We start from the raw sequence: 23,684 nt of genomic DNA, 5'->3' as shown, positions 1-23,684 counted from the left end.
CGCCGCACGCCTGTAGGCAAAGTCGTTACGAAAGGCCCAGCTGCTGGGCGGTCGCATCGACGGCCTTCTTCGCCTTCGATACGAGTTCATCGATTTCCTGACGCGAGATCACGAGCGGCGGCGACAGCAGCATCCGGTCGCCGGTCGCACGCATGATCAGGTTGCCGTTGAAGCAGAAGTCGCGGCAGATCGTGCCGACGTCGCCGCCGTTCGCGAAGCGGCGCCGTTCGGCCGGCGCTTCGGCGAGTTGCAGGCTCGCGACCATCCCGTGCCCGTGCACTTCGCCGACGATCGGATGACGCGCGAACGTTTCGCGCATCAGCGCCTGGAAGTACGGGCCCGTGTCGTTTTTCACGCGCTCGACGATCCCTTCGTCCCGCAGCAGCTTGAGGTTCGCGACCGCGACCGCCGCCGCGACGGGGTGGCCCGAATACGTGAGGCCGTGATTGAATTCGCCATGCTCGATGATCGGCCGCGCGACGCGCTCGTGGATGCCCACCGCGCCCATCGGCACGTAGCCGGACGTCAGGCCCTTGGCCATCGTGATCAGGTCCGGCTCGAAGCCGAAGTGCTGATGCGCGAACCATTCGCCGGTGCGGCCGAAGCCCCCGATCACTTCGTCGGCGACGAGCAGGATGTCGTACTTGCGGCAGATCCGCTGGATTTCCGGCCAGTACGTCGACGGCGGGAAGATCACGCCGCCCGCGCCCTGGAACGGCTCGCCGATGAATGCGGCGACGTTCTCCGCGCCGAGCTCGAGAATCTTCGCTTCGAGCTGCTGCGCGCGCGCGAGACCGAATGCTTCGGGCGTGTCGCCAGGCTGCGCTTCGCCGAAGAAATACGGCTGATCGATATGCACGATGTGCTCGACCTTCGACGGCATCTGTTCGTGCATGTAGCCCATCCCGCCGAGCGTGCCGCCGGCGATCGTGGAGCCGTGATAACCGTTCCGGCGCGAGATCACATATTTCTTCTGCGGCTTGCCCTCGACGCGCCAGTACTGGTGCACGAGTCGCAGCACCGTGTCGTTGCCTTCCGAGCCGCTGTTGCAATAGAAAAAGTGATTGAAGCCGGCGGGCGTCACTTCGGCGAGCATCGCGGACAGTTCGATGATCGGCGGATGCGTCGTCTTGAAGAACGTGTTGTAGAACGGCAGCTCCTGGATCTGCCGATACGCGGCGTCGGCCAGCTCCTTGCGGCCGTAGCCGACGTTCACGCACCAGAGCCCGGCCATCCCGTCGATGATCTTGTTGCCGTCCGAGTCCCACAGGTACACGCCGTCGGCCTTCACGATCACGCGGCTGCCCGCGCGATTGAGCGCGCCCATGTCCGAGAACGGGTGGATGTGGTGCGCGGCGTCGAGCGCGCGGTATTCGGCGGTCGAGCGCGCCTGCGTCGTGCGTGCCGCCGGTGCGGCGGGCTGGATCCACGCGGATTCGTTGCGGTAAGTCATGTTTCCTCCGTATTTCCGTAATGCGGTTGTGCGCGCGCTTACACGTGCAGCAGCAGATGGCGGCGTTCCCACGAGCTGATCACGCGGAAGAACGCTTCGTATTCGGTTTCCTTCAGCGCGAAATACGCTTTCAGGAACTTGGGTCCGAGGATTTCGCCGAGCGGCTCGCACGCGGCCATCAGCGTGAGCCCTTCCTCCAGGTTGCGCGGCAGCCCGTACGGCAGGTCGTAGCCGTCGCTGACGAGCGGCTCGGTCGGCTCGAGGCGCTGCGTCATGCCGAGATAGCCGGCCGCGAGCGTCGCCGCGAGCGCGAGGTACGGGTTGCAGTCGACCCCCGGAATCCGGTTCTCGATGCGGCGCGCGGCCGGCCCCGAGTGCGGGATGCGGAAGCCGACCGTGCGGTTGTCGTAGCCCCACTGCACGTTGATCGGCGCGGCCATGAAGCGCGACAGCCGGCGATACGAGTTGATGTACGGCGCGAAGATCGGCATCAGCGCGGGCGTGTACTTCTGCAGCCCCGCGAGGTAGTTGTAGAACAGCGACGTCGCGCCGCCCGTTTCCGGCGACGTGAACAGGTTGCGGCCCGTTTCCTCGTCGACGATGCTCTGGTGCACGTGCATCGCCGAGCCCGGCTCGCCTTCCATCGGCTTCGCCATGAACGTCGCGTACATGTTGTGGCGCAGTGCGGCCTCGCGCACCGTGCGCTTGAACAGGAACACCTGATCGGCGAGCGACAGTGCGTCGCCGTGCATGAAGTTGATCTCCATCTGCGCGGCGCCGACTTCATGGATCAGCGTGTCGATGTCGAGGTTCTGCGTTTCGCAGTACTCGTAGATGTCCTCGAACAGCGGATCGAACTCGTTGACGGCTTCGATCGAATACGACTGGCGGCCGGTTTCGGGGCGGCCCGTGCGGCCGACCGGCGGGCGCAGCGGCAGGTCCGGGTCCTTGTTCATGTCGACGAGGTAGAACTCGAGCTCGGGCGCGACCACCGGCTTCCAGCCCTTCGCCTTGTACAGGTCGAGCACGCGGCGCAGCACGTAGCGCGGCGAGATCTCGACCGGCGAACCGTCGAAGTGCACGCAGTCGTGGATCACCTGCGCGGTCGGATCGACGGCCCACGGGATCAGGCGGATGGTCGACGTGTCCGGCACGCACACCATGTCGGGATCGGTGACGCCGGTGAGCGACCCGTCTTCGGGATAATCGCCGGTGACGGTCTGCACCATCACGGCCTGCGGCAGCCGCATCGATTCGCCGGACGTGAACTTGTTGCGCGGCGTGATTTTGCCGCGCGCAATGCCGGCCATGTCGGGAATGATCGCTTCGATCTCGGTGATCCGGTGCTGCTTCAGAAAGTCTTCGATGTCTTGCATGTCTGTTCTCGTTATGTGGGTCGGCGCTCAGGCGAGCGCGGCGGCGGCTGCGGCGCGGGTGCGCGCGTCGCGGCGCGCGCGGCATGCGTCGCCGAACGCGCGGAAGATCGCGCTCGACAGCGGGTCATGCGCATGCCGCCATTCCGGATGCCATTGCACCGCGAGCGCGAACGCCGGTGCATCGGCGACGCTGACGGCCTCGATCAGCCCGTCCGGCGCGACGGCCTCGACCGTGAGGCCCGAACCGAGCTGTGCGATGCCCTGCTTGTGCAGCGAATTCACGCGCACGTCGTCGCGGCCGCCGGCGAGTGCGTGCAGCATGCCGCCCGGCGTCAGGTGTACGACGTGCGCGGGGCCGTATTGCACGTCCATCGGCGCGTCGTCATCCTCGCGGTGATCGGCGAGGCCCGGCACGTCGTGCACGCGCTGATGCAGCGTGCCGCCGCACACGACGTTCAGTTCCTGGAAGCCGCGGCATACGGCGAGCACCGGCACGCCGGCCTCGATTGCCGCGCGCAGCAGCGGCAGCGTGGTCGCGTCGCGCGCGGGATCGTGCTTCGTGCCGGGCGCGCTCGGCTCGCCGCCGTACCGGTGCGGCTCGACATTCGAGTAGCTGCCGGTAAACAGCAGGCCGTCGACCGCCGCGAGCACGTCGTCGACGGACTGGCGATCGCCGAGCGCGGGCAGCACCATCGCGAACGCGTGCGCGCCGTCGACGATCGCCGCGACGTACTTGTCGCCGACCGTATGCGACGCATGTGCGCCGATCTGCGTGAAGTCGGCGGTAATGCCGACGAGAGGTTTCCTTTCCATGACGTCAATCAGTTGTCCGTAAGGCTCGGGCGTGCGCGATGGCGGCGAACCGTCAAAACGCGGGCGCGACCGAGCCCCGCAGCCTCGCGCAGTGCGCAAGGCCGCTGGTGAATGGGCACCGCGCGGGCGCGTGGGCGGCCCGTGCTGTGCACGACGGTCAGGCCGTCGTCCGTTTCGTTGCGCTGCGCGACGCAGCAATCGATGCGCGAACGCGCTCCGTCACCGCGCGGGTGGCGCGGCTGGCGAACAGCGAACTGAAACGAACGACGAAAAAAGGAGGAGAGGCGCTATGGCAGCAGCGACGCGACTTCGTCGGTATCGACGGCCACGAATGCGCGTGCGGAAACGGCGTTGTGGCGCCGAACGGAACGACGAGACAGGATGGTGTAGATCGACAGGTGCAGCAGGCGAGGACTATGCCAGCCGCAACTGCCATCGGAAGCGGGAGCAGCGCTGCGCAAACTTCGCGCATCGCCTCGATCCCACCTCACCAGAGGGCCACGGACTCTCACGATTACACTCGACTGGTTTGTTGAAAGTATTGAACACCTGATCGTTTCGGCGCGCGAGGCGTTTAAAATAATCAAGGTGCCGGGCCGGGCGTCTTTTACATCTATCGGCGTCGATCTTTGCGTTGCGATAACGTTTTTCGGTGCCGATGAATGGCCAATGACGCTGACCTGAGAGCCAGCATATACGAGCCAAAAACGGCGTCAAATGTTTTTTGACGGTGTCGTGTCAGGGCTTTCCCGAAGCACTGCGAATAAAAGATTCGCAAAAGGAATGAAGCATCGGGTGTTCATTATTTCGAACGCCTTTCAGGGTTTTCCCCGCTGATGCGCGGCATAAAGTGATTAGAATATTCAACGGCTGCCGAACGTGCCGAATGCGCCCAACGCGTCGTTTCACTTTTTCACCGCACTCCAAATCGTGTCCGAAACCGAATCGATGTCCACCGAAGTCGCCGAGCGCCTGCGCTTCGTGCGCAACAAGCATGGCCTGTCGCAGCGCGAACTCGCGAAGCGGGCCGGCGTGACCAACGGCACGATCTCGCTGATCGAACAGGGCCGTGTGAGCCCGTCGGTCGGCTCGCTGAAGAAACTGCTCGAATGCATCCCGATGAGCCTCGCGGAATTCTTCACGTTCGAGCTCGTCGAGTCGCGCTCGGTCGTGTCGCGCCGCGACGAGATGCCGAACCTCGGCAACGACGCGCTCGCGTTTCACCTCGTCGGCGCCGGCGTGAAGGATCGCAACATGTGCATCATGCGCGAGGTCTACCAGCCGCTTGCGGACACGGGGCCCGAGATGCTCGCGCACGCGGGGCACGAGGGCGGCATCGTCGTGTCGGGCCGGCTCGAGCTCACCGTCGATGGCGCGACGTGGCTGCTCGACCCCGGAGACGGTTACTACTTTGAAAGCCGTTTGCCGCATCGTTTTCGCAATCCCAGCGCGGAACAGCTGTGCGAGGTCGTGTCGGCCAATTCGCCGGCGACCTTCTGACCGCGCATCACCGCATTCGCCGCCGGCGAGGTAGCCGTTGTGCGGCGTGCCGCAGCGCGAATGCCCACACCATTGAGGCATCCTGAATGAACAAGTTGACTTTGGCTGACTGGCAGGACACGGCGGCGTCGCTCACGATCGAAGGGCGCGCATTCATCGACGGTGCGCCGCGCGACGCGCACGGCGGCGGCACGTTCGATTGCGTGAGCCCGATCGACGGCCGCGTGCTCGCGAAGGTGGCCGACTGCGGCGAGGCCGACGTGAATGCCGCGGTCGCGGCCGCGCGCCGTGCGTTCGACGCCGGCGTATGGGCCGGGTTGAACCCGCGCGCGCGCAAGGCGGTATTGCTGCGCTGGGCTGCGCTGATGCGCGAGCATCTCGATGAACTGTCACTGCTGGAGACGCTCGACGCGGGCAAGCCGATCGGCGACACGACGACGGTCGACGTGCCGGGCGCCGCGTATTGCGTCGAATGGTTCGCCGAGGCGATCGACAAGGTCGGCGGCGAGGTCGCGCCGGCCGATCATCATCTGGTCGGGCTCGTCACGCGCGAGCCGGTCGGCGTGGTGGCGGCCGTCGTGCCGTGGAATTTTCCGATCCTCATGGCCGCATGGAAATTCGGCCCCGCGCTGGCGGCCGGCAACAGCGTCGTGCTGAAGCCGTCGGAGAAGTCGCCGCTGACCGCGATCCGTGTTGCGCAACTCGCCCACGAGGCCGGCATTCCGGCCGGCGTGTTCAACGTCGTGACGGGCGCGGGCGAGCCGGGCAAGCTGCTCGCGCTGCACCGCGACGTCGACTGCATCGCGTTCACCGGTTCCACCGCGGTCGGCAAGCTGATCATGCAATACGCGGCGCAGTCGAACCTGAAGCGCGCATGGCTCGAACTCGGCGGGAAGTCGCCGAACATCGTGCTGCCGGACTGCCCGGATCTCGACCGTGCCGCGCAGGCCGCGGCAGGCGCGATCTTCTACAACATGGGCGAGATGTGCACGGCCGGCTCGCGCCTGCTCGTGCATCGCGACATCAAGGACGCGTTCATCGAAAAGCTCGTCGCGGCCGCGCGTGCGTACGTGCCGGGCAATCCGCTCGATCCGTCGGTGTCGATGGGCGCGATCGTCGACGGCATTCAGCTCGAACGCGTGCTCGGCTACATCGACGCGGGGCGCAAGGAGGGCACGCTCGTGACCGGCGGCGCGCGGGTGAGACAGGAGACGGGCGGCTTCTACGTCGAGCCGACCGTGTTCGAGGTGAAGCCGGACGCGAAGATCGCCCGCGAGGAGATCTTCGGGCCGGTGCTGTCGGTGATCGTGTTCGACGATGTCGACGACGCGGTGCGGATCGCGAACGATACCGAGTACGGGCTCGCGGCGGCCGTGTGGACGTCGAACCTGACGACCGCACACGACGTGTCGCGCCGGCTGCGCGCGGGCACGGTATGGGTGAATTGCTACGACGAGGGCGGCGACATGAACTTCCCGTTCGGCGGTTACAAGCAGTCGGGCAACGGCCGCGACAAGTCGCTGCATGCGCTCGAGAAATACACCGAGCTGAAGTCGACGCTGATCCGGTTGCGCTGATCCGGCCGACGAGCGGTTCGATCGCGGGCGCGGCGTCGCGCCCGCGTCGTTCGAGTCGGCTCAGGCCGAGCGCAGCGCGGGGTGGAAGCCCGCCGCCTCGATGATCGACTGCACGCGTTCGACGCCCTGCGCCGATTCGACCTTCACGGTCTTCGCGGCCACATCGATGTCGAGCTTCGCGGCCGGATCGGCGGCCGTCACCGCGCGCGTGATCGCGTTGGCGCAGCCGCCGCAGGTCATGTCCTGGACTTCAAATTCCATCGTGTTCTCCTGAGTTGACGATTGACGAACAAGTTCAGCATGAAGCTTGCCATGGTTGGAAGGTCAAGTCCGTTCGCAACGCGCGCGTCGCCGACAGCAATTTGTCATGCGCAGATCAGACGAATCGCCATTTGCGTGCGCGCGTCAGTCCGAACATCTCCCGATTGACACGCGCACGTTGACGCGGAACGCTCGGAAAGCCTTGCGCCAGCGCACGCGCGTCACATCGCCGGCGCACGATCTCCATGCGGCGAGTGTGGGTAGTCCGAGTTGGGAATGCGAATCGATCTTACTATCGGTTCCCTTCGATATTTCCTTTGATTACGCACATGACCCGTTTCGCTATCGGCTTTGCGCTGGCCCTGCTGGGCGCATCGGCAACGTCCGCATTCGCCGCCGACGATGTCGTCAACCTGACGCTGAAGGACCACAAGTTCTCGCCCGACGGTGTGACGATTCCGGCCGGCAAGAAGGTGAAGTTCGTCGTGAAGAACCTCGATGCGACGCCTGCCGAATTCGAAAGCGACGACTTCAAGGCGGAGAAGGTCGTGCCTGCCGGCAAGTCGGTCGAGATCCTGGTCGGGCCGCTGAAGGCGGGCACGTACGAGTTCCACGACGAGTATCACGAAGCGCAATCGAAGACGCACCTGACCGTCAAATAAGCCGATATCGCGATGCTGTCTACTGCCCTCATCGTTTTTCGTGAAGTGCTCGAGGCCGCGCTGGTGGTCTCGATCGTGATGGCTGCCACCAAGGGCGTGCCGCGGCGCGGCTGGTGGGTCGGCGGCGGGCTCGTCGGCGGCGTGATCGGCGCGGGCCTGATCGCTGCGTTCGCGGACGTGATCTCGCAATGGGCGTCCGGCATGGGGCAGGAAGTCTTCAACGCGGGCGTGATGTTCGTCGCGACGCTGATGCTCGCATGGCATTGCATCTGGATGAGCCGGCACGGCCGCGAGATGGCGCTGCACATGGGCGAGGTCGGGCGGGCCGTCGCGGCCGGCAGCCGGCCGCTGACCGGGCTCGCGATCGTGGTCGGCGTCGCGGTGTTGCGCGAGGGCTCCGAGGCGGTGCTGTTCCTGTACGGGATCGCAGCCGGCGATCCGGGCCAGACGCCGCAGATGGTCGCGGGCGGACTGCTGGGCGTGCTCGGCGGCGCGGGGCTCGGCTACGCGATGTATGCCGGGCTGTTGCAGATTCCGCTGAAACGGCTGTTCTCGGTCACCAACGCGCTGATCGTGCTGCTCGCGGCGGGGATGGCGAGCCAGTGCGTGGGTTTCCTGCTCGCGGCAGGCCTCGTGCCGTCGTGGGGCGATGCGGTGTGGGATACGTCTTGGCTGCTGAAGGAGTCGAGCATCGTCGGCAAGGCGCTGCATACGCTCGTCGGCTATACCGCTCGTCCGGCGGGAATCCAGATCGCCGCGTACGTCGTCACGCTGGTCGCGATCGTCGTGCTCGCCCGGCTCGTGGGCCGGCCGCAGAGCGCCGTGCGGCCGCCGCGGCACGCCGCATGATCCGCCGCGGGGCGGACGAAGCAAGGGGCGTCGTCGACGCCCCTTTTTTACATCCGTTGCCCGTCGCCGCTCAGCGGTGACTGTCGATCCACGCGCGCGCCCATTCGAGCCCGGCCTCGCGCGCTTCGTCCTCGGTGTCGAACACACCGAGCACGCCCGATGCTTCGACGAGCCGGTTGTTCTGCGTGATCGTGCCGCTCGCCGCGAAGCGCTCGGGTTGCAGGATCTCGTCCTGCTGCAGGATCGAATGGCCCCAGATCTGGTAGCCGTGATAGGTCTGCGCTTCCATTATCGCGTCACCTCCGCGGAGCGGCTGCGCGTGCCGACGCGCAGCACGTTGCCGTCCGGTGTGTATTGCCGCGGGATATCGGAGAAGTCGGTCGCGCGCGGCGTGTCCGGCGCGACCGGCTGCATTACCGTGAGCCGGCCTGGCTCCGGCTGCGCGACCGGACGCGGAGCGGCCGGCGTTTCGGCCGGCGCGGCGGGCGCACGATGCGGCGCGGCTTTCACGGCCTGCGCGACGCGGCGCTTGTGCGGTTTCGCGGCGGGCTTCGACGGCACGTTCGCATGCTTTTCTGCGGCCTTGCTGCCGGCATGTGCATCCGCACCGCCGCGCGCGGGCAGCGTGCGCGCCGCCGGCGCGCGGGCCTCGGGCGGGTTCCAGACCTCGACGTAATGCTCGGCCGCCCAGCCCGTCGACGCGACGCTCAGCGCCAGCAATCCGCATCCAAACAGTCTTACCATTGTCTCTCCGTCAGTCTCGTCGGCGCGCCGGACTGCGGCTGCGCCGACTGCTTACTCGACCGTCACCGACTTCGCGAGATTGCGCGGCTTGTCGACGTCGGTGCCGCGCGCGCATGCGGTGTGATACGCGAGCAGCTGCAGCGGCACGACGTGCAGGATCGGCGACAGCTGCCCGTAGTGTTCCGGCATCCGGATCACGTGCAGGCCGTCGTCGTTGACGATCTGCGTGTCCGCATCCGCGAACACGTACAGCTCGCCGCCGCGTGCGCGCACTTCCTGCATGTTCGACTTCAGCTTCTCGAGCAGCGTGTCGTTCGGCGCGACCGTGACGACCGGCATCGCTTCCGTGACCAGCGCGAGCGGCCCGTGCTTCAATTCGCCGGCCGGATACGCTTCCGCGTGGATGTACGAGATTTCCTTCAGCTTCAGCGCGCCTTCGAGCGCGATCGGGTAGTGCAGCCCGCGGCCAAGGAACAGCGCGTTTTCCTTGCGCGCGAATTCCTCCGACCACGCGATGATCTGCGGCTCGAGCGCGAGTACGCTGTTCAGCGCGGCCGGCAGGTGGCGCAGCTCCTTCAGGAATTGCGCTTCCTGCACGGCGTCGACATGCCCGCGCAGCTTGCCGAGCGTCGCCGCCAGCACGAACAGCGCGACGAGCTGCGTCGTGAACGCTTTCGTCGACGCGACGCCGATCTCGGTGCCCGCGTGCGTCAGGAACTGCATCTCGGTGAGCCGCACCATCGCGCTCGTCGCGACGTTGCACACCGCGAGCGTATGCGGGTGGCCGAGCGACTGCGCGTGCTTGAGCGCGGCCAGCGTGTCGGCCGTTTCGCCCGACTGCGAGATCACCAGCACGAGCTGGCGCGGGTTCGGCACCGACTCGCGGTAGCGGTATTCGCTCGCGATCTCGACCTGCGTCGGAATCTTCGCGATCGATTCGAGCCAGTACTTCGCGGTGAGCCCGGAGTAGTAGCTCGTGCCGCACGCGAGGATCAGCAGGCTGTCGATGTTCGCGAACGCGGCGGCGGCCGCGTCGCCGAACAGCGTTGCGTCGAATGCCTCGGTTTGCGGCACCGTGTCGCTGATCGCGCGCGGCTGCTCGAAGATTTCCTTCTGCATGAAGTGGCGATAGGGCCCGAGCTCGACTGCGCCGCCGTATGCGCTGACCACGCGGATCTCGCGCTGCACGAGCGCGCCGTGGCGGTCGACGATCTTCACGCCGTCGAGCGACAGTTCGCAGACGTCGCCTTCCTCCAGGAACGTGAAGCGGTCGGTGCTGCCGGCCAGCGCGAGCGCGTCGGATGCGAGGAAGTTCTCGCGGTCGCCATGGCCGACGACGAGCGGCGAACCCTGGCGCGCGCCGACGACGGTATGCGGCTCGTCCTTGTGCGTGACCGCGATCGCATACGCGCCGTGCAACTGCTGCACGGCTTCGCGCACCGCGTCGAACAGGTTGCCGCGATACAGGCTGTGCACGAGGTGCGCGATCACTTCGGTGTCGGTCTGCGACACGAATTCGTAGCCCTTCGCGCGCAGCGATTCGCGCAGCGTCTCGAAGTTCTCGATGATGCCGTTGTGCACCAGCGCGAGCGCGTTCGACGAGAAGATCGGGTGCGCGTTGTGCGTGACGGGCGCGCCGTGCGTCGCCCAGCGCGTGTGCGCGACGCCGGTCGCGCCTTCGAGGTGCGATTCGCGCACCTGCGCATCGAGATCGGCGACACGCGCGACGCTGCGCGCGCGCTTCGGTGCGCCCGGTTCGAGCACGGCGACGCCGCACGAATCGTAGCCACGGTATTCGAGGCGCCGCAATCCTTCGATCAGCACCGGAACGATATTACGCTGCGCAACTGCGCCGACAATCCCGCACATGAATGGTCAATCCTGTAAGTCGACGCGGGCGCCGCGCTGGCGCCCGCAAAAGGTTCAGCTCTTCTTCTTGACCGGGCGGACGTAGCCGCTCTTCGCGGTCTGCGTCTTCTCGTTCAATGCGAGGACGCCTTCGGCGACGTCCTTCCAGATCGTCGTGCCGGCCGCGATCGTCACGCCGCGGCCGACGCGCACCGGCGCGACGAGCTGCGTGTCCGAACCGACGAACACGTCGTCCTCGATCACGGTGCGGAACTTGTTCGCGCCGTCGTAGTTGCAGGTGATCGTGCCCGCGCCGATGTTCACGCGCGCGCCGATGTCGGCGTCGCCGATGTAGGTCAGGTGATTCGCCTTCGAGCCGTGGCCGATCACCGCGTTCTTCACCTCGACGAAGTTGCCGACGTGCGCTTCGTCGGCCAGCTGCGCGCCCGGGCGCAGCCGCGCGTACGGGCCGATCACGGTGCTCGCGCCAAGTTCGGCGCCGTCGATGTGCGTGAATGCGTCGATGCGCGTGCCCGCGCCGATCGACGCGTTGCGGATCACGCAGTTCGCGCCGATCGTTACGTTGTCGGCGAGCGTCACGTTGCCTTCGAACACGCAGTTCACGTCGATCGACACGTCGCGGCCGCAGCTCAGCGTGCCGCGCACGTCGATGCGGGCCGGATCGGCGAGCGTGACGCCGTCGACGAGCAGTGCGTCGGCCACATTGCGCTGGTGAATGCGCTCCAGCTCCGCGAGCTGCGCCTTGCTGTTCACGCCGAGCGTTTCCCAGTCGTCGTCGGGCTGCGACGTGACGATCTCGAAACCGGCCTCGATCGCGAGCTCGACGACGTCGGTCAGGTAGTACTCGCCTTGCGCGTTCTCGTTCTTCAGCGCGCCGAGCCACATCGACAGCTGCGCCGTGGGCGTGACGATGATGCCGGTGTTGATCTCGGCGATCTTCAGCTGCTCAGGCGACGCGTCCTTCTGCTCGACGATGCGCGTGACGAAGCCGGACGCGTCGCGCACGATGCGGCCGTAACCGGTCGGATCGTCGAGCGTGACGGTCAGAATCCCGTAACGGCCGTCGCGCGCGGCGTCGACGAGGCGCCGCAGCGTCGACGCGCGCGTGAGCGGCACGTCGCCGTACAGCACGAGCGTCGGCTGCGCGGGATCGAGCAGCGGCAGCGCCTGGCGCACCGCGTGGCCGGTGCCGAGCTGCTCGGCCTGCAGCGCGAACTGCACGTCGGGCGCGGCGACCGCGGCCTGCACCTGCTCGGCGCCATGACCGACGACGACGACGAGCCGCGACGGCTGCAGCGTGCGCGCGGTGGCGATGACGTGGGAGAGGAGCGGCCTGCCGGCCAGGGGATGGAGCACTTTCGGCAGCGCGGAACGCATCCGCTTGCCGGTGCCTGCCGCCAAAATCACGATATTCATGGCGCCAGCTTGTCTGAGGAGTTCGTAGCCGTCCATTTTAGCATGCGGCCCCTCGCGTTCCGGGCCTGTCGCGGCGCGGCGACAGTGCCGGAACGGCGCGCCCGCGGCCCGTTCCGGCCGGCGTTGGGGCCCTGCTTACAGGTCGTCGAACTGGACGATCGAGATCGGCCGGGCCGCGCCAGGATTCGCGGCGCCCGGTGCGCCGAACTCGTCGCCCGATGCGCACGGCTCCTCGTCGAATGCGATGTCGCCTTGCGGATCGGCAACGCCCGTCGCGCGCAGCGATGCGAACGGGAACTGCGTCGTATCCATCAGATGCGACGGCACGATGTTCGCGAGCGCGCTGAACATGTTGTCGACACGGCCGGGGAAGCGCTTGTCCCATTCGCGGATCAGCGCCTTCATTTCCGCGCGCTTCAGGTTCGGCTGGCTGCCGCACAGGTTGCACGGGATGATAGGGAACTCGCGCAGCTCCGCGTATTTCTCGAGATCGGTTTCCTTCACGTACGCGAGCGGGCGGATCACGACGTTTTTACCGTCGTCCGACTGCAGCTTCGGCGGCATGCCCTTCAGCTTGCCGCCGTAGAACATGTTGAGCAGCAAGGTCTGCAGGATGTCGTCGCGGTGATGGCCGAGCGCGATCTTGGTCGCACCGAGCTCGCCGGCCACGCGGTACAGAATCCCGCGGCGCAGCCGCGAGCACAGCGAACAGGTCGTCTTGCCTTCGGGCACGAGCCGCTTGACGATGCTGTAGGTGTCCTGGTTCTCGATGTGGAACGGCACGCCGATCCGTGTCAGGTACTCGGGCAGCACGTGCTCGGGGAAGCCCGGCTGCTTCTGGTCGAGGTTGACCGCGACGATGTCGAAGTCGATCGGCGCGCGCTCGCGCAGCCGCAGCAGCACGTCGAGCATCGCGTAGCTGTCCTTGCCGCCGGACAGGCACACCATCACCTTGTCGCCCTGCTCGATCATGTTGTAGTCGCCGATCGCCTGGCCGACCTGGCGCACGATCCGCTTGAACAGCTTGTTGTTCTCGTATGCTTCCTTCTGCTCGCGGCGCGTCAGCGCGCGGCGCCCGGTTTCGGCAACGGTGGCTTCGATGGCGACGCCGTCGGCCGCCGTGTCGTTCGTGTGGGGGGCGTTCATGCGCGCTCCTCGTCCTTGATGCGAAAGACTTCGACGCCGACGGCGTCGCAGTCCGGATAGGCGTCCGGTTTCTCGGTACGGACGCGTACCGCGCGCACGGTGTCGTGCGCCAGCAGGGTCGCGGCGATCGCGTCGCACAGCGTTTCCTGCAGATGAATGTGGCCGCGCGCGAGGCACTGCGCGACGCTCTGCTTCATCAGGTCGTAGTCGACGACTTCATGCAGCCGGTCGTCGACGGGCGTCGATTGCGCAAGCGGCACGAACAGGTCGACGTTGATGACGACGCGCTGCTCGCCGCGCTTCTCGTGTTCGAAGGCCCCGATGTTGATGTGCACCTCGTAGTCGCGCAGGTAGAGCCTGCGGCAATCCGCGAGGCGGGGGTGCAGGAGAGCGGAAAACATGGTCGTCCCAGTCAAATTGGCGTGCGTGCACGCAAAGCGGCGCGGGCGGCGGCGGTCGGGCCGCGCGCGCCGCGCAGTTCAGTCATTCGGGCCGGCAGCGGGCGGCACCAGGTGCTCGCCGCCGTCGACGGTCAGCGTCGCGCCCGTCACGCCGGGCGCGCTCGCGAGATAGCAGGCCGCTGCCGCGATGTCGTTCACGTGCGGCGCGTGGCCGCGCACGAGCGCCGCGACGCGCACCTTCGGCGCGAGTGCCAGCGCCAGCGCCGAGGTCGCGCGGTTCAGCGCGGCCTGCATCAGCGCGTGCGACAGCTGCGCCGGCGCCGGGTGAAACAGCGCTTGGTCCAGCACGTGGATCGCGCACGCGCGCAGCGATTCGTCGTCGCGCGCGGTGTCAGGTGTCGCGTCGGCGAGCGCGCGCGCGAGCGCGAGCGGCGCCGTCACGTTGCGCGCCAGCGCACCGGCGAGCGACGCGGCGTCGGCCGTGTGCGCGTCGTCGGTGCTGGCGCACGCGCTCACGAACACGACGCAGGCCGGCCGGCCCAATACGGCGGCGCACGAGGCGACGAGCGCGGCGGCGTCGGTCTCCAGGGCCAGATCGGCGTCGAGCACGGCCGCGCGGCGGCCGCGGGCCGCCACTTCGGCGACGAGCGCGTCGGCGGCCGCGCGCGGCGCGTCGGGACTGCGCTGCAGCGCGACGTCCCAGCCGCGCTGCGCGAATCCGTTCGCGAGCGCTCGACCGAGCGACGCGGCGTCGGCCGCGCTGCCCAGCGCGCCCGCGACGAGCGCGATGCGCGGGGGCGACGTATCGGCTGAAACGGTCATTTACAATGCCGGGATGAACCCGAAAGCTCACGAACCCGCTAGTTTACCTGCTCCCGGCCCTGACGCGCTCGCGCAGTCCGAAACCCTCGCCGCGCAACTGCGCGACGAGATCGCGGCGGCGGGCGGCTGGCTGCCGTTCGACCGCTTCATGGAGCGGGCGCTGTACGCACCCGGCCTCGGCTATTACAGCGGCGGCGCGCGCAAATTCGGCCGCCGCGCCGACGACGGCAGCGACTTCGTGACGGCGCCCGAACTGTCGCCGCTGTTCGCGCAGACGCTCGCGAACCCCGTCGCCGACGCGCTGGCCGCGAGCGGCACGCGCCGCGTGATGGAGTTCGGCGCAGGCACGGGCAAGCTCGCGGCCGGGCTGCTCGCGGCGCTCGACGCACTCGGCGTCGAACTCGACGAATACCTGATCGTCGACCTGTCAGGCGAACTGCGCGAACGGCAGCGCGATACGATCGCGGCCGCGGCGCCCGCGCTTGCGGCCAAGGTGCGCTGGCTCGACGCTTTGCCCGAGCGCTTCGACGGCGTCGTGATCGGCAACGAGGTGCTCGATGCGATGCCGGTGCGCCTGTTCGCGAAGGCCGGCGGCGCGTGGCTCGAGCGCGGCGTCGCGCTCGATGCGCGGCATGCGTTCGTGTTCGACGACCGGCCGGTGGACGCGGCAGGCCTGCCGCCGGTGCTCGCTACACTCGACGTCGACGACGGCTACGTGACCGAGACGCATGAAGCCGCGCTGGCGTTCACGCGCACCGTGTGCACGATGCTCGGGCGCGGCGCGGTGCTGCTGGTCGACTACGGCTTTCCCGCGCACGAGTACTACCACCCGCAGCGCGACCGCGGCACGCTGATGTGCCATTACCGCCACCACGCGCACGACGACGCATTCCTGTACCCGGGGCTGCAGGACATCACCGCGCACGTCGAATTCACCGGCATCTACGATGCGGGCGTCGCGACCGGCGCCGACCTGCTCGGCTACACGTCGCAGGCGCGTTTCCTGTTGAACGCCGGGATTACCGACGCGCTCGCCGCGATCGACCCGTCCGACATCCACCAGTTCCTGCCGGCTGCGAATGCGGTGCAGAAGCTGATTTCGGAAGCGGAAATGGGCGAGCTGTTCAAGGTGATCGGGTTTTCGCGCGGCATCGACGGCACGCTCGACGCGTTCGCGCGCGGCGACCGCTCGCACGCGCTCTGAACCGCGGCATGTTGCGCTGGCTGATGGCGTCGTTCGTCGCCGTGATGATCCTGACGCGCTGCTGGCCGTGGCTCGGCAAGCTCGGGATCGGGCGGCTGCCGGGCGACGTCACGCTGACGCTCGGCGGGCGGCGTTATCCGTTTCCGTTCATGTCGACGCTGGTGCTGACGATGCTGGTGTCGATGGTGGCGCGGCTGCTCTGAGCCGAACGGCGGCGCGTCGCGGACGGGCCGCGGCGCGCGCATGACCGGCGGCCGATGACGGCGCGCGCATTGCAGCTCGCGCCCTACAATTCGATCTCGCCGAGGATCCTGTGCGCGAGCGCCTTCGCTTCCTCGAACGCTTCTTCCTCGCTCGAACTCGTGGTGTGGACGTCGTAGCGCATGTTTTCCGTCTCGTCGCCGTCGTCCCGCGCGAGGATCACGTAGCCCTGGAACTGGCCGTTGTCCGCCCGGTGCGTATGCGCCTTGGCCGTGTAGATGCCTTTGGTGAACGTGTTCGTGTCCATCGTGCCTCTCCCGCAATAGGACACTTCATCGTAGCACTGCGGCGCAGCATGTACAGCGCCGCTTATCGGCGACCGATCGGCGCGACGTCAGCGTGCCGTCAACGTTCGAGCAGCGCGACGACCTCGTCCAGCGTCGGCGCGTGCGCGCCCGTATGCCGGCACGCGGCGGCGCCGGCCGCGAGCGCGAACGCGAGATGGTCCCGCCACGACCGCTGCGGCGCGGCCATCAGGCTGAATAGCAGGCCGCCGATCGACGCGTCGCCCGCGCCGACGGTGTCGACCACCTCGACGCGCGGCGGGCTGGCCTCGAGCACTTCGCCATCTGCATGGAGCGTCGCCGCCTGCGCGCCGCGCGTGACGAGCACAGCCGCATCCGGATTCAGCGCGCGCACGGCCGCAATCGCCTCGGGGCCGTCGCCGCCGAACAGGTGGCGCAGATCCTCGTCCGACACCTTGATCAGGTCGGCGAGGCCGGCCATCCGCTCCAGCGTCGGCCGGAACGCGGCCGTCATCAGGTTCCGGTAGTTCGGATCGAAGCTGATCTTCACGCCGCGCGCATGCAGGTCGGCCGCGAGCGCGACCAGCGTGCCCGCCAGCGGCTCGCGCACCAGGCTGATGCAGCCGAAGTGCGCCCATTTCACGTGCTCGGTCCAGCCGGACGGCAGCCGTGACGGGTCGAACGCGAGATCCGCGCTCGCGTCGCCGATGAAGAAGTACGCGGGCGGACGCGTCTCGTGGACGATCGCGAGCAGCGGCGCACGCGGCACGCGCTGCAGGAAGCGCAGGTCGAGCCCGGCCGCCTCGCTCGTGCGCCACAGTACGTCCGAGAAGCAGTCCTCGCCGATCGCGCCGGCAAGCGCGCTCGGCACGCCGAGCCGCGCGACCGCGCGCGCGACGTTCCAGCCGGCGCCGCCCGGCACCGACGTCCACTGCGCGTCGCCTGTGCGCACCATGTCGGTCAGGATGTCGCCCGCCGACACGAAAGCCGGAAACGTGCCGCCGCTCATTGCGTCGGCTCGCTGCGCGCCGCGCGCGCGAGGGTCGCGAGCACGTCGTAGCACGCGCCCATCGTGTGATAGTCGGTCTTGCCGGCCGGGCTCTTTTCGTCGCTGTACTTGCGGTTGTCGCAGGTGAGGATCCGGTACCACGCGCCGTAGCGGTGATCGACGAAATGCGCCCAGCTGTAGCGCCAGATTTCGTCGTACCAGTCCCAGAAGCGTTCGGCGCCGGTGCGCGCGCCGAGCATCGCGGCTGCCGCGAAGGTTTCCGCCTGCACCCAGAAATACTTGTTGTGGTCGCAGATCGTGAAGTCGGGGCCGAAGCCGTAGCAGAGGCCGCCGTGATCGGCATCCCACGCGTGCGTGAGCGCCGCGTCGAACAGTTCAGCCGCGCGCGGCACGAGCCAGTCGAGCGGGCGGTGCCGCTCGAGGATCAGCAGCAGCTTCGCCCATTCGGTCTGATGGCCGGGCTGGAAGCCCCACGGACGGAAGATGTTCGAACTGTCTTCCTTGTTGTAATCCCAGTCGACCGACCAGTCGGCATGGTAGTGCTCCCATACGAGGCCGCCCGACAGCGCGGCCTGGCGCTGCGTGATGTGGGTCGCGAGCTTTTCCGCGCGATCGAGATAGGTGACGTGGCCGGTTGCGTCGTAGGCCGCGAGCAACGCTTCGGTCATGTGCATGTTCGCGTTCTGCCCACGGTACGACGACACGTTCCAGTTCGGCGTCGCGTCGTCGGCGTAGAGGCCCGCGGCCGGATCCCAGAAGCGGTGTTCGGCGAGTTCGTAGGTCGATGCGATCAGCGGGCGCGCTTCGTCGATGCCGGCCATCGTCGCGTGCGCGGCCGCCAGCAGCACGAACGCGAGTCCGTAGCAGTGGCGCGTGCCGTCGAGCGTCGCGCGCTTGCCGCCGTCGCGCCAGTCGAGTTCCCAGTCGTAGCCTTGAAGCGTGTCGTCCCAGTGCGCGTCGCGCAGGAAGCGCAGCCCGTGGCGCGCGTACTCGAGATGGCGCGGATCGCCGAAGTGCCGGTACGCCATCGCGTAGTTGAAGACGAACCGGCAGCTGCTGACGAGGTGCCGCGACGTGCGGTTGTAGACGCTGCCGTCGTCGCGGAAGTAGTGGTAGAAGCCGCCCGTCGGGTCGAACGCGTTCGTCGCATAAAAGCGCAGCGTGTCCTCGACGTGCGACAGCAGGAACGACGGATCGCGGAAGCTCGCGACGAACGGTGCCGCTTGCGCGTGGCTGGCCGGCGCGGCGGCGCGGGATTGGACCGGGGGCATGTTCATGACTCTTGGACCGTGGCGGTATCGAATGCCGGTGAGCCGGCGGGCTGGCTGCTGGCCCGCACGATCAGCTCGACGGGCAGGGAGATCTCGGTGTGCTCGGGCGATTCCGCGAGCAGCAGTTCGACGCCGCGGCGGCCGAGCGCTTCCTTGTCGACGGCGAGCGTCGTGAGCGGCGGATTCGCGTGCGCGGCGGCCGGGATGTCGTCGAAGCCGACGATCGCGATGTCTTCCGGAACCCGCACGCCGCGGGCGATGCACACGCGCTGCGCGGCGAGCGCGGCGGCGTCGTTGTATGCGAACACCGCGTCCGGGCGCGGGCCCGGCGCGTCGAGCAGCTGCTGCATCGCCCGCGCGGCGCCGGTGTCGGGATCGAGCCCGGCGTCGATCGTCACTTCGTACGCGGGATCGAACAGCCGCCCGGCCTCGAAGAACGCGCGCCGATAGCCGATCGCGCGCTGCGCGATGCTGTAGTGCGCGGCCGAGCCGCCGATGAACGCAATCCGCGAGCGGCCGGTGGCGAGCAGATGGCGCATCGCGAGCGCCGCGCCGGTCGCGTTGTCGATGTTCACCGAACGCAGGCCGGGCGCCCACAGGTCGATCAGCACGAGCGGCCGGCCGATCGCCGCGAGCGCCTCGATCGTCTCAGGCTCGATGAAGCCGGCCACCGCGATCGCATCGGGCGCGTGCGGGCGCATCTGGCGCAGCACGTCGTCGTTCGGCCCGACCGTGAGCAGCGTAGGCACGATTCCGCGCTCGCGGCAGGCGTCCTCGACGCCGTGCAGCACGTGCGAGAAGAACGGACTCGCGGGAAAGCGGTTGTGCTGCCGGTGCAGCAGGAACGTGAGCCGGCGGATGCGCGGCCGAAGCTGCGCCGGGTCGTAGCCGAGCCGCTGCGCGATCTCGACGATCCGCGCGCGCGTGGCCTCGGACAGGCCGGGCTGGTTCTTCAGCGCGCGGGAGACGGTGCCGATCGAGACCTCTGCCGCTCGCGCGACGTCGCGAATGGTGGTGCCCATCGTTCGGGTCCGGTTTGTTTAGGGTGACGGCGATTGTATAGTAAAACTCGATGCTCAATTCGGGCCGGATAACCGGGGAATACCCGAAAATAGTGCATTTTTCGGCGCTAATCTGCGAAAACGCCGTAACTAAAAATACTAAACAAAACGCGAAAAAGGCAAGGTGATCGCGCGCAAGCGGCGCGAGGATGCCCGCCTCATCACGCACGTTGGGCACGCGGACGCGGGAGGTTCTGGCGTTCGGCCGGCCATCAGCGAAGCAGAAGCGGCCAGAAGGGGAGGCGCGACCTTGCCGGAGAAGCCGCTGCTGTCTGGGGCTCGGCAACCGGCGCGGGAAGGCTCGGGGCTGCCTTCAGTCCACCGCCGCGTTCGGCGGTTCGCCGCGCGCGCGCAGCGCCGCGCGGCCCGCGTCGAGATCGACTACCGCGAGGCCGTCCGGCTGCTGTTTCGCGCGCCGCTTCGCGAGCGCCGCGACCGACGCGATTTCGTCGCTGCCGTAGCGCATCGTGCCGTTCGCGCCGGCCGGCACGCCGACCGCGCCGATCGCCATCGTCACGAACCCGAAGAACGCAGGATTGCCGTGGCGGTCCTCGCCGCGCAGGCCGCCGGCCTCCCGGTCGGCCTGCGTGTAGAAGCGCTGCGCGCCTTCGTTGAAGCGCGCGATCGCGTCGGCCGCGCGCGTGCGCCAGTCGTCGCGCTGGAACAGCACGAGGAAATCGTCGCCGCCGACGTGCCCGAGAAAGTCCCGTTGCGGATCGCACACCCCGGCCAGCACCGTCGCCGCGAATTTCAGCACTTCGTCGCCCTGCCAGTAGCCGTACTGGTCGTTGAACGGCTTGAACTGGTTCAGGTCGACGTAGCACGCATGGAAGCCCGCGTCGCGCGCGAGCAGCCGGTCGATATGCGCGCTGATCGGGATGTTGCCGGGCAGGAACGTCAGCGGATTCGCGTAGCGTGCGGCCTCGATGCGCATCTCCGTCACCGCGCGCACCAGGCTCTCGCCGGTGCCGAGCCCGACGTAGCGGCCGTGCTCGGTGATCACGAAGCCGTCCGCGAGGTAGCGCTGGTCGTGTCTCGCGAGCAGCGTCGCGAGTTCCTCGACCGTCGTTGCGTTGTCGATCATCAGCGGCGCATCGTTCGCGAACTGCAGACACGGCTTCTTGCCAAACACTTCACGGTGGTACGGCAGCGTGAAGCGGTCGATGAAGCCGCGCCGGTTCACGAGCGCGATCGGCCGCCCGGCTTCGACGAGCGCGACCGCGTGCAGCGCGGGCATCCGGTTGAACAGGTCGAGCACGTCGTTGTTGGTTGCGTCGCGCGGCAGCGCCGGCGCGGGCACCAGCATCTTTGCGGCGATCGTGCCGGCAGGCCGCGCGGCGCGGGTCGCGCCGGGAAATACCGCGATGTGCGGCGTGCGGATCGCGTCGCGCGCGGCCGGCGCGACCATCGGCGACGGTTGCGCGTTCGGCCGGCCGAGCAGAAAGCCCTGCACGCAGCAGATGCCCATATCGCGCACGACGATCAGGTCGCACTCGTTCTCGATCCCTTCCGCGATCAGTTGCGCGCCGCTCGCGTGCGCAAAGTGCTGCATCGCGCGGACCGCCTCGAACTTCAGCGGGTCGTGCGCGATGTCGTGAATGAAGAAGCGGTCGATCTTCACGACGTCCGGGTTCAGCCGCAGCCACAGGTTCATGCTCGCGTTCGCGGTGCCGTAGTCGTCGAGCGCGAACTGGATGCCCGCGTCCCGCAGCGACGCGACGGCCGGCCCGATGCGCGCGACGTCCGGCATCGCGGTCTGCTCGGTCAGCTCGATCACGATGCGCTCGGCGCCGATGCGCGCGCGGCCGAGCTGTTGCCGCACGCGTTCCCGTTCGCGCGCGAGTTGCACGATCGTGCCGGCGCTGAAGTTGAGGAACAGCTTGCCGTCGCAGCGAAGCGCCGCGAACGCGTCGAGGCAGGCTAGCGCGGCGGCCTGTTCAAGCGCGATGGTCGTGCCGTCGCGGGCGGCCTGAGCGAAGAGCGCGGCCGGCGGCTCGAGCTGCGTGCCGCGCGGGCCCCGAATCAGCCCCTCGTAGCCGACGACGGTGCCCGAGCCGAGATCGACGATCGGCTGGAAGACGGCGGCGAGCGCGCGATCCGCGATCAGGCGCGTGGTGACGGCGGCGGAGGAATCGGGATTGGGCGCGGGCATGGACGAGGGCAGCCGAAGCGATGGGACGCCCGACTTAACGGCAGCCCACTGGGGAAGGTTGAATGAATTTTTTGTGACGACGCGCGCGTTCTTGGTGCGCCCCCGCGGTGGGCGAAGCGCTATGGCGGCGAGGTGCTGGGCGCGGAGAAGCGGAGAAGCGGAGAAGCGGGAGAGCGCAAAGGCGAACGGACAACGATGATCCTGCCATTCCCGCACGATCCTTCAGCGCGGCCCGGCCAGCCGGCCGCGCTCCTCCCGCGTCAGCGCTTGCCTGCGTTCAGCGCGCCGCTTGTGCGCGCCGCCGCGGCCGACGCCTTCTCGCCGTCGCGCTCGCCGCTCGTGTCCCGTGCGCCCCAGCGCTGCGCGAGCGCCGCGCATGCCATCAGCTGGATCTGGTGGAACAGCATCAGCGGCAGCACGATCGCGCCGACCGCGTGCGCGGAGAAGATCACCTTCGCCATCGGCACGCCGGCCGCGAGGCTCTTTTTCGACCCGCAGAAGATGATCGTGATCTGGTCGGCCCGATTGAAGCCGAGCCGCTTGCTGACGACGGTGGTCAGCACCAGTGCGATCACGAGCAGCACGACGTTGACCACCAGCAGGCCGCCGAGTGCGCGCGCCGGAATCTGGTGCCACAACCCCTGGTTCACGGCTTCGCTGAACGCGACGTAGACGACGAGCAGGATCGATCCTTGGTCGACGAAGCGCAGCACGCCGCGGTTGCGTTCGATCCAGCCGCCGATCACGGGGCGCAGCAGCTGACCGGCGATGAACGGCACGAGCAGCTGCATCACGATGCTGCCGACGGTGCTCCACGGCGACGCGGACGCCGCGGACTGCGACGTGATCATCAGCCCGACGAGCGCGGGCGTGACGAAGATGCCGAGCAGGCTCGACGCGGACGCCGCGCATACGGCGGCCGGCACGTTGCCCTTCGCGATCGACGTGAACGCGATCGACGACTGGACCGTCGACGGCAGCGTGCACAGGAACAGCACGCCGGCATACAGCGCGGGCGTGACGAGCGGCTGCAGCACGGGCTTCAGCGCGAGGCCGAGCAGCGGAAACAATGCGAACGTGCTGAGCAGCACGACCGCGTGCAGCCGCCAGTGGGTCGCGCCCGCGACGACGGCCTCGCGCGACAGCTTCGCGCCATGCAGGAAGAACAGCAGGCCGACCGCGATGTTGGTCGCCCAATTGAACGCGTGCGCGGCCGGGCCGCGGCACGGCAGCAGGCTCGCGAGCACGACGGTGCCGACGAGCGCGAGCGTGAAGTTGTCGGGAACGAAACGGGGACGGGCCATCGGGAAACTCGAAACGAAAATGGCGGGCGCGCACGTCGCGCGCGCGAAGCCGACATTGTCCCGCGCGGTCATTCAATAAACAAATTCATTGTGGGAATCGATTGATGAGCAGAATGCATGAGACGAGTTGGCCGCCGCACCGCGCAACCGGGGCCGGAAAGACAGAAGAATGTTCTGCCGCGATGGCGGCCGGAAGTGAAAAAACCTAGCAGTAACATGGTGTTACACCGATGCCGGCGACCTAACACTTTTTGGCTCGACACCGTTTCGGCCCGCTCATAAATTACT

The 23,684-nt window shown here is 67.9% G+C and carries 24 protein-coding genes; 6 read left to right on the top strand and 18 right to left on the bottom strand.

Going from position 1 to position 23,684, the window contains the following annotated elements; genetic code table 11:
• Positions 1–25 precede the first annotated feature (25 nt).
• The 4 genes from KDW55_RS08045 to KDW55_RS29365 form a co-directional block, all read right to left on the bottom strand.
• Positions 26–1,453 (bottom strand): aspartate aminotransferase family protein, encoded by a 1,428-nt coding sequence (locus KDW55_RS08045; RefSeq protein WP_040142356.1) that lies wholly within the window; start codon positions 1,451–1,453, stop codon positions 26–28.
• Between the two features lie 38 nt (positions 1,454–1,491).
• On the bottom strand, positions 1,492–2,829 hold the full coding sequence (locus KDW55_RS08040) for a glutamine synthetase family protein (RefSeq protein WP_040142354.1): 1,338 nt from the start codon (positions 2,827–2,829) through the stop codon (positions 1,492–1,494).
• Between the two features lie 27 nt (positions 2,830–2,856).
• Positions 2,857–3,642, bottom strand: coding sequence for a gamma-glutamyl-gamma-aminobutyrate hydrolase family protein (locus KDW55_RS08035; RefSeq protein ID WP_212148391.1), 786 nt, complete (start codon positions 3,640–3,642; stop codon positions 2,857–2,859).
• Between the two features lie 287 nt (positions 3,643–3,929).
• The gene (locus tag KDW55_RS29365; RefSeq protein WP_080294539.1) at positions 3,930–4,154 is read right to left on the bottom strand and encodes a hypothetical protein; all 225 of its coding nucleotides are present in this window, start codon (positions 4,152–4,154) and stop codon (positions 3,930–3,932) included.
• A gap of 436 nt (positions 4,155–4,590) precedes the next feature.
• Between KDW55_RS29365 and KDW55_RS08030 the strand changes: the two genes are divergently transcribed.
• Together KDW55_RS08030 and KDW55_RS08025 are read left to right on the top strand one after the other, a co-directional pair.
• Positions 4,591–5,142: a cupin domain-containing protein gene (locus KDW55_RS08030; protein ID WP_040144816.1), complete on the top strand. Its 552-nt coding sequence runs from the start codon at positions 4,591–4,593 to the stop codon at positions 5,140–5,142.
• A gap of 86 nt (positions 5,143–5,228) precedes the next feature.
• Complete coding sequence (locus KDW55_RS08025) at positions 5,229–6,719, top strand: aldehyde dehydrogenase (protein ID WP_212161770.1); 1,491 nt, start codon at positions 5,229–5,231, stop codon at positions 6,717–6,719.
• Positions 6,720–6,779: 60 nt separating this feature from the next.
• Here KDW55_RS08025 and KDW55_RS08020 read toward each other — a convergent pair whose 3' ends face one another.
• Entirely contained in the window at positions 6,780–6,980 is a 201-nt protein-coding gene (locus tag KDW55_RS08020; RefSeq protein WP_069241834.1) for a heavy-metal-associated domain-containing protein, read from the bottom strand.
• 329 nt (positions 6,981–7,309) lie between these two features.
• Here KDW55_RS08020 and KDW55_RS08015 point away from each other — a divergent pair, with 329 nt between their 5' ends.
• Both KDW55_RS08015 and KDW55_RS08010 read left to right on the top strand, forming a co-directional pair.
• Entirely contained in the window at positions 7,310–7,642 is a 333-nt protein-coding gene (locus KDW55_RS08015; RefSeq protein ID WP_006488047.1) for a cupredoxin domain-containing protein, read from the top strand.
• Positions 7,643–7,654: 12 nt separating this feature from the next.
• Entirely contained in the window at positions 7,655–8,491 is an 837-nt protein-coding gene (locus KDW55_RS08010; RefSeq protein WP_040142347.1) for an FTR1 family protein, read from the top strand.
• Positions 8,492–8,561: 70 nt separating this feature from the next.
• Here the strand turns inward: KDW55_RS08010 and KDW55_RS08005 are convergent, their stop codons facing one another.
• From KDW55_RS08005 to KDW55_RS07975, 7 genes are all read right to left on the bottom strand, one after another.
• Positions 8,562–8,780, bottom strand: coding sequence for a hypothetical protein (locus KDW55_RS08005; protein ID WP_040142345.1), 219 nt, complete (start codon positions 8,778–8,780; stop codon positions 8,562–8,564).
• Entirely contained in the window at positions 8,780–9,235 is a 456-nt protein-coding gene (locus tag KDW55_RS08000) for a hypothetical protein (RefSeq protein ID WP_059544605.1), read from the bottom strand. Before KDW55_RS08000 ends, KDW55_RS08005 begins: the two co-directional genes overlap by 1 nt.
• A gap of 51 nt (positions 9,236–9,286) precedes the next feature.
• Positions 9,287–11,104 (bottom strand): glutamine--fructose-6-phosphate transaminase (isomerizing), encoded by a 1,818-nt coding sequence (glmS, locus tag KDW55_RS07995; RefSeq protein ID WP_212161768.1) that lies wholly within the window; start codon positions 11,102–11,104, stop codon positions 9,287–9,289.
• A 54-nt stretch (positions 11,105–11,158) separates the two neighbouring features.
• Positions 11,159–12,520 carry a bifunctional UDP-N-acetylglucosamine diphosphorylase/glucosamine-1-phosphate N-acetyltransferase GlmU gene (gene glmU, locus KDW55_RS07990; RefSeq protein WP_040142340.1) on the bottom strand — a complete coding sequence of 454 codons (1,362 nt, stop codon included), beginning with the start codon at positions 12,518–12,520 and terminating at the stop codon, positions 11,159–11,161.
• 135 nt (positions 12,521–12,655) lie between these two features.
• Entirely contained in the window at positions 12,656–13,666 is a 1,011-nt protein-coding gene (gene ttcA / locus KDW55_RS07985) for a tRNA 2-thiocytidine(32) synthetase TtcA (protein ID WP_040142338.1), read from the bottom strand.
• Complete coding sequence (locus tag KDW55_RS07980; RefSeq protein ID WP_040142336.1) at positions 13,663–14,067, bottom strand: dihydroneopterin aldolase; 405 nt, start codon at positions 14,065–14,067, stop codon at positions 13,663–13,665. The genes ttcA and KDW55_RS07980 overlap by 4 nt, the downstream gene beginning before the upstream one ends.
• 78 nt (positions 14,068–14,145) lie before the next feature.
• Positions 14,146–14,889, bottom strand: coding sequence for an SDR family oxidoreductase (locus KDW55_RS07975; RefSeq protein ID WP_212197913.1), 744 nt, complete (start codon positions 14,887–14,889; stop codon positions 14,146–14,148).
• 13 nt (positions 14,890–14,902) lie between these two features.
• Here KDW55_RS07975 and KDW55_RS07970 point away from each other — a divergent pair, with 13 nt between their 5' ends.
• Together KDW55_RS07970 and KDW55_RS07965 are read left to right on the top strand one after the other, a co-directional pair.
• Positions 14,903–16,093, top strand: coding sequence for an SAM-dependent methyltransferase (locus tag KDW55_RS07970; protein WP_059544611.1), 1,191 nt, complete (start codon positions 14,903–14,905; stop codon positions 16,091–16,093).
• Between the two features lie 8 nt (positions 16,094–16,101).
• Positions 16,102–16,296, top strand: coding sequence for a DUF2905 domain-containing protein (locus KDW55_RS07965; protein ID WP_040142330.1), 195 nt, complete (start codon positions 16,102–16,104; stop codon positions 16,294–16,296).
• An 83-nt stretch (positions 16,297–16,379) separates the two neighbouring features.
• Here the strand turns inward: KDW55_RS07965 and KDW55_RS07960 are convergent, their stop codons facing one another.
• The 6 genes from KDW55_RS07960 to KDW55_RS07935 form a co-directional block, all read right to left on the bottom strand.
• On the bottom strand, positions 16,380–16,601 hold the full coding sequence (locus tag KDW55_RS07960; protein ID WP_034208564.1) for a hypothetical protein: 222 nt from the start codon (positions 16,599–16,601) through the stop codon (positions 16,380–16,382).
• 98 nt (positions 16,602–16,699) lie between these two features.
• A complete protein-coding gene (locus KDW55_RS07955) occupies positions 16,700–17,608 on the bottom strand; it encodes a carbohydrate kinase (protein ID WP_040142325.1) in 909 nt (302 codons plus the stop codon).
• Entirely contained in the window at positions 17,605–18,885 is a 1,281-nt protein-coding gene (locus KDW55_RS07950; protein ID WP_040142323.1) for an AGE family epimerase/isomerase, read from the bottom strand. The genes KDW55_RS07955 and KDW55_RS07950 overlap by 4 nt, the downstream gene beginning before the upstream one ends.
• A complete protein-coding gene (locus KDW55_RS07945) occupies positions 18,882–19,901 on the bottom strand; it encodes a LacI family DNA-binding transcriptional regulator (protein ID WP_069241829.1) in 1,020 nt (339 codons plus the stop codon). Before KDW55_RS07945 ends, KDW55_RS07950 begins: the two co-directional genes overlap by 4 nt.
• Positions 19,902–20,253: 352 nt before the next feature.
• Positions 20,254–22,092, bottom strand: a complete 1,839-nt coding sequence (locus KDW55_RS07940; RefSeq protein WP_212160806.1) for a phosphodiesterase — start codon at positions 22,090–22,092, stop codon at positions 20,254–20,256.
• A gap of 260 nt (positions 22,093–22,352) precedes the next feature.
• On the bottom strand, positions 22,353–23,396 hold the full coding sequence (locus KDW55_RS07935) for a bile acid:sodium symporter family protein (protein ID WP_212160807.1): 1,044 nt from the start codon (positions 23,394–23,396) through the stop codon (positions 22,353–22,355).
• Positions 23,397–23,684 lie beyond the last annotated feature (288 nt).

The sequence above is a fragment of the Burkholderia sp. AU19243 genome, from assembly GCF_018148075.1.
GTDB classification, from domain to species: domain Bacteria; phylum Pseudomonadota; class Gammaproteobacteria; order Burkholderiales; family Burkholderiaceae; genus Burkholderia; species Burkholderia latens_A.
Note: the sequence above shows the minus strand (reverse complement) of the source record. Positions and strands in the feature narration are given on the sequence as shown.

Bases quoted from the DNA above. Each gene is read 5' to 3' on its own strand.
- KDW55_RS08045 (WP_040142356.1), bottom strand. From the start codon at position 1,453: ATGACTTACCGCAACGAATCCGCGTGGATCCAGCCCGCCGCACCGGCG.
- KDW55_RS08040 (WP_040142354.1), bottom strand. From the start codon at position 2,829: ATGCAAGACATCGAAGACTTTCTGAAGCAGCACCGGATCACCGAGATC.
- KDW55_RS08035 (WP_212148391.1), bottom strand. From the start codon at position 3,642: ATGGAAAGGAAACCTCTCGTCGGCATTACCGCCGACTTCACGCAGATC.
- KDW55_RS08030 (WP_040144816.1), top strand. From the start codon at position 4,591: ATGTCCACCGAAGTCGCCGAGCGCCTGCGCTTCGTGCGCAACAAGCAT.
- KDW55_RS08025 (WP_212161770.1), top strand. From the start codon at position 5,229: ATGAACAAGTTGACTTTGGCTGACTGGCAGGACACGGCGGCGTCGCTC.
- KDW55_RS08020 (WP_069241834.1), bottom strand. From the start codon at position 6,980: ATGGAATTTGAAGTCCAGGACATGACCTGCGGCGGCTGCGCCAACGCG.
- KDW55_RS08015 (WP_006488047.1), top strand. From the start codon at position 7,310: ATGACCCGTTTCGCTATCGGCTTTGCGCTGGCCCTGCTGGGCGCATCG.
- KDW55_RS08010 (WP_040142347.1), top strand. From the start codon at position 7,655: ATGCTGTCTACTGCCCTCATCGTTTTTCGTGAAGTGCTCGAGGCCGCG.
- KDW55_RS08005 (WP_040142345.1), bottom strand. From the start codon at position 8,780: ATGGAAGCGCAGACCTATCACGGCTACCAGATCTGGGGCCATTCGATC.
- KDW55_RS08000 (WP_059544605.1), bottom strand. From the start codon at position 9,235: ATGGTAAGACTGTTTGGATGCGGATTGCTGGCGCTGAGCGTCGCGTCG.
- glmS (WP_212161768.1), bottom strand. From the start codon at position 11,104: ATGTGCGGGATTGTCGGCGCAGTTGCGCAGCGTAATATCGTTCCGGTG.
- glmU (WP_040142340.1), bottom strand. From the start codon at position 12,520: ATGAATATCGTGATTTTGGCGGCAGGCACCGGCAAGCGGATGCGTTCC.
- ttcA (WP_040142338.1), bottom strand. From the start codon at position 13,666: ATGAACGCCCCCCACACGAACGACACGGCGGCCGACGGCGTCGCCATC.
- KDW55_RS07980 (WP_040142336.1), bottom strand. From the start codon at position 14,067: ATGTTTTCCGCTCTCCTGCACCCCCGCCTCGCGGATTGCCGCAGGCTC.
- KDW55_RS07975 (WP_212197913.1), bottom strand. From the start codon at position 14,889: ATGACCGTTTCAGCCGATACGTCGCCCCCGCGCATCGCGCTCGTCGCG.
- KDW55_RS07970 (WP_059544611.1), top strand. From the start codon at position 14,903: ATGAACCCGAAAGCTCACGAACCCGCTAGTTTACCTGCTCCCGGCCCT.
- KDW55_RS07965 (WP_040142330.1), top strand. From the start codon at position 16,102: ATGTTGCGCTGGCTGATGGCGTCGTTCGTCGCCGTGATGATCCTGACG.
- KDW55_RS07960 (WP_034208564.1), bottom strand. From the start codon at position 16,601: ATGGACACGAACACGTTCACCAAAGGCATCTACACGGCCAAGGCGCAT.
- KDW55_RS07955 (WP_040142325.1), bottom strand. From the start codon at position 17,608: ATGAGCGGCGGCACGTTTCCGGCTTTCGTGTCGGCGGGCGACATCCTG.
- KDW55_RS07950 (WP_040142323.1), bottom strand. From the start codon at position 18,885: ATGAACATGCCCCCGGTCCAATCCCGCGCCGCCGCGCCGGCCAGCCAC.
- KDW55_RS07945 (WP_069241829.1), bottom strand. From the start codon at position 19,901: ATGGGCACCACCATTCGCGACGTCGCGCGAGCGGCAGAGGTCTCGATC.
- KDW55_RS07940 (WP_212160806.1), bottom strand. From the start codon at position 22,092: ATGCCCGCGCCCAATCCCGATTCCTCCGCCGCCGTCACCACGCGCCTG.
- KDW55_RS07935 (WP_212160807.1), bottom strand. From the start codon at position 23,396: ATGGCCCGTCCCCGTTTCGTTCCCGACAACTTCACGCTCGCGCTCGTC.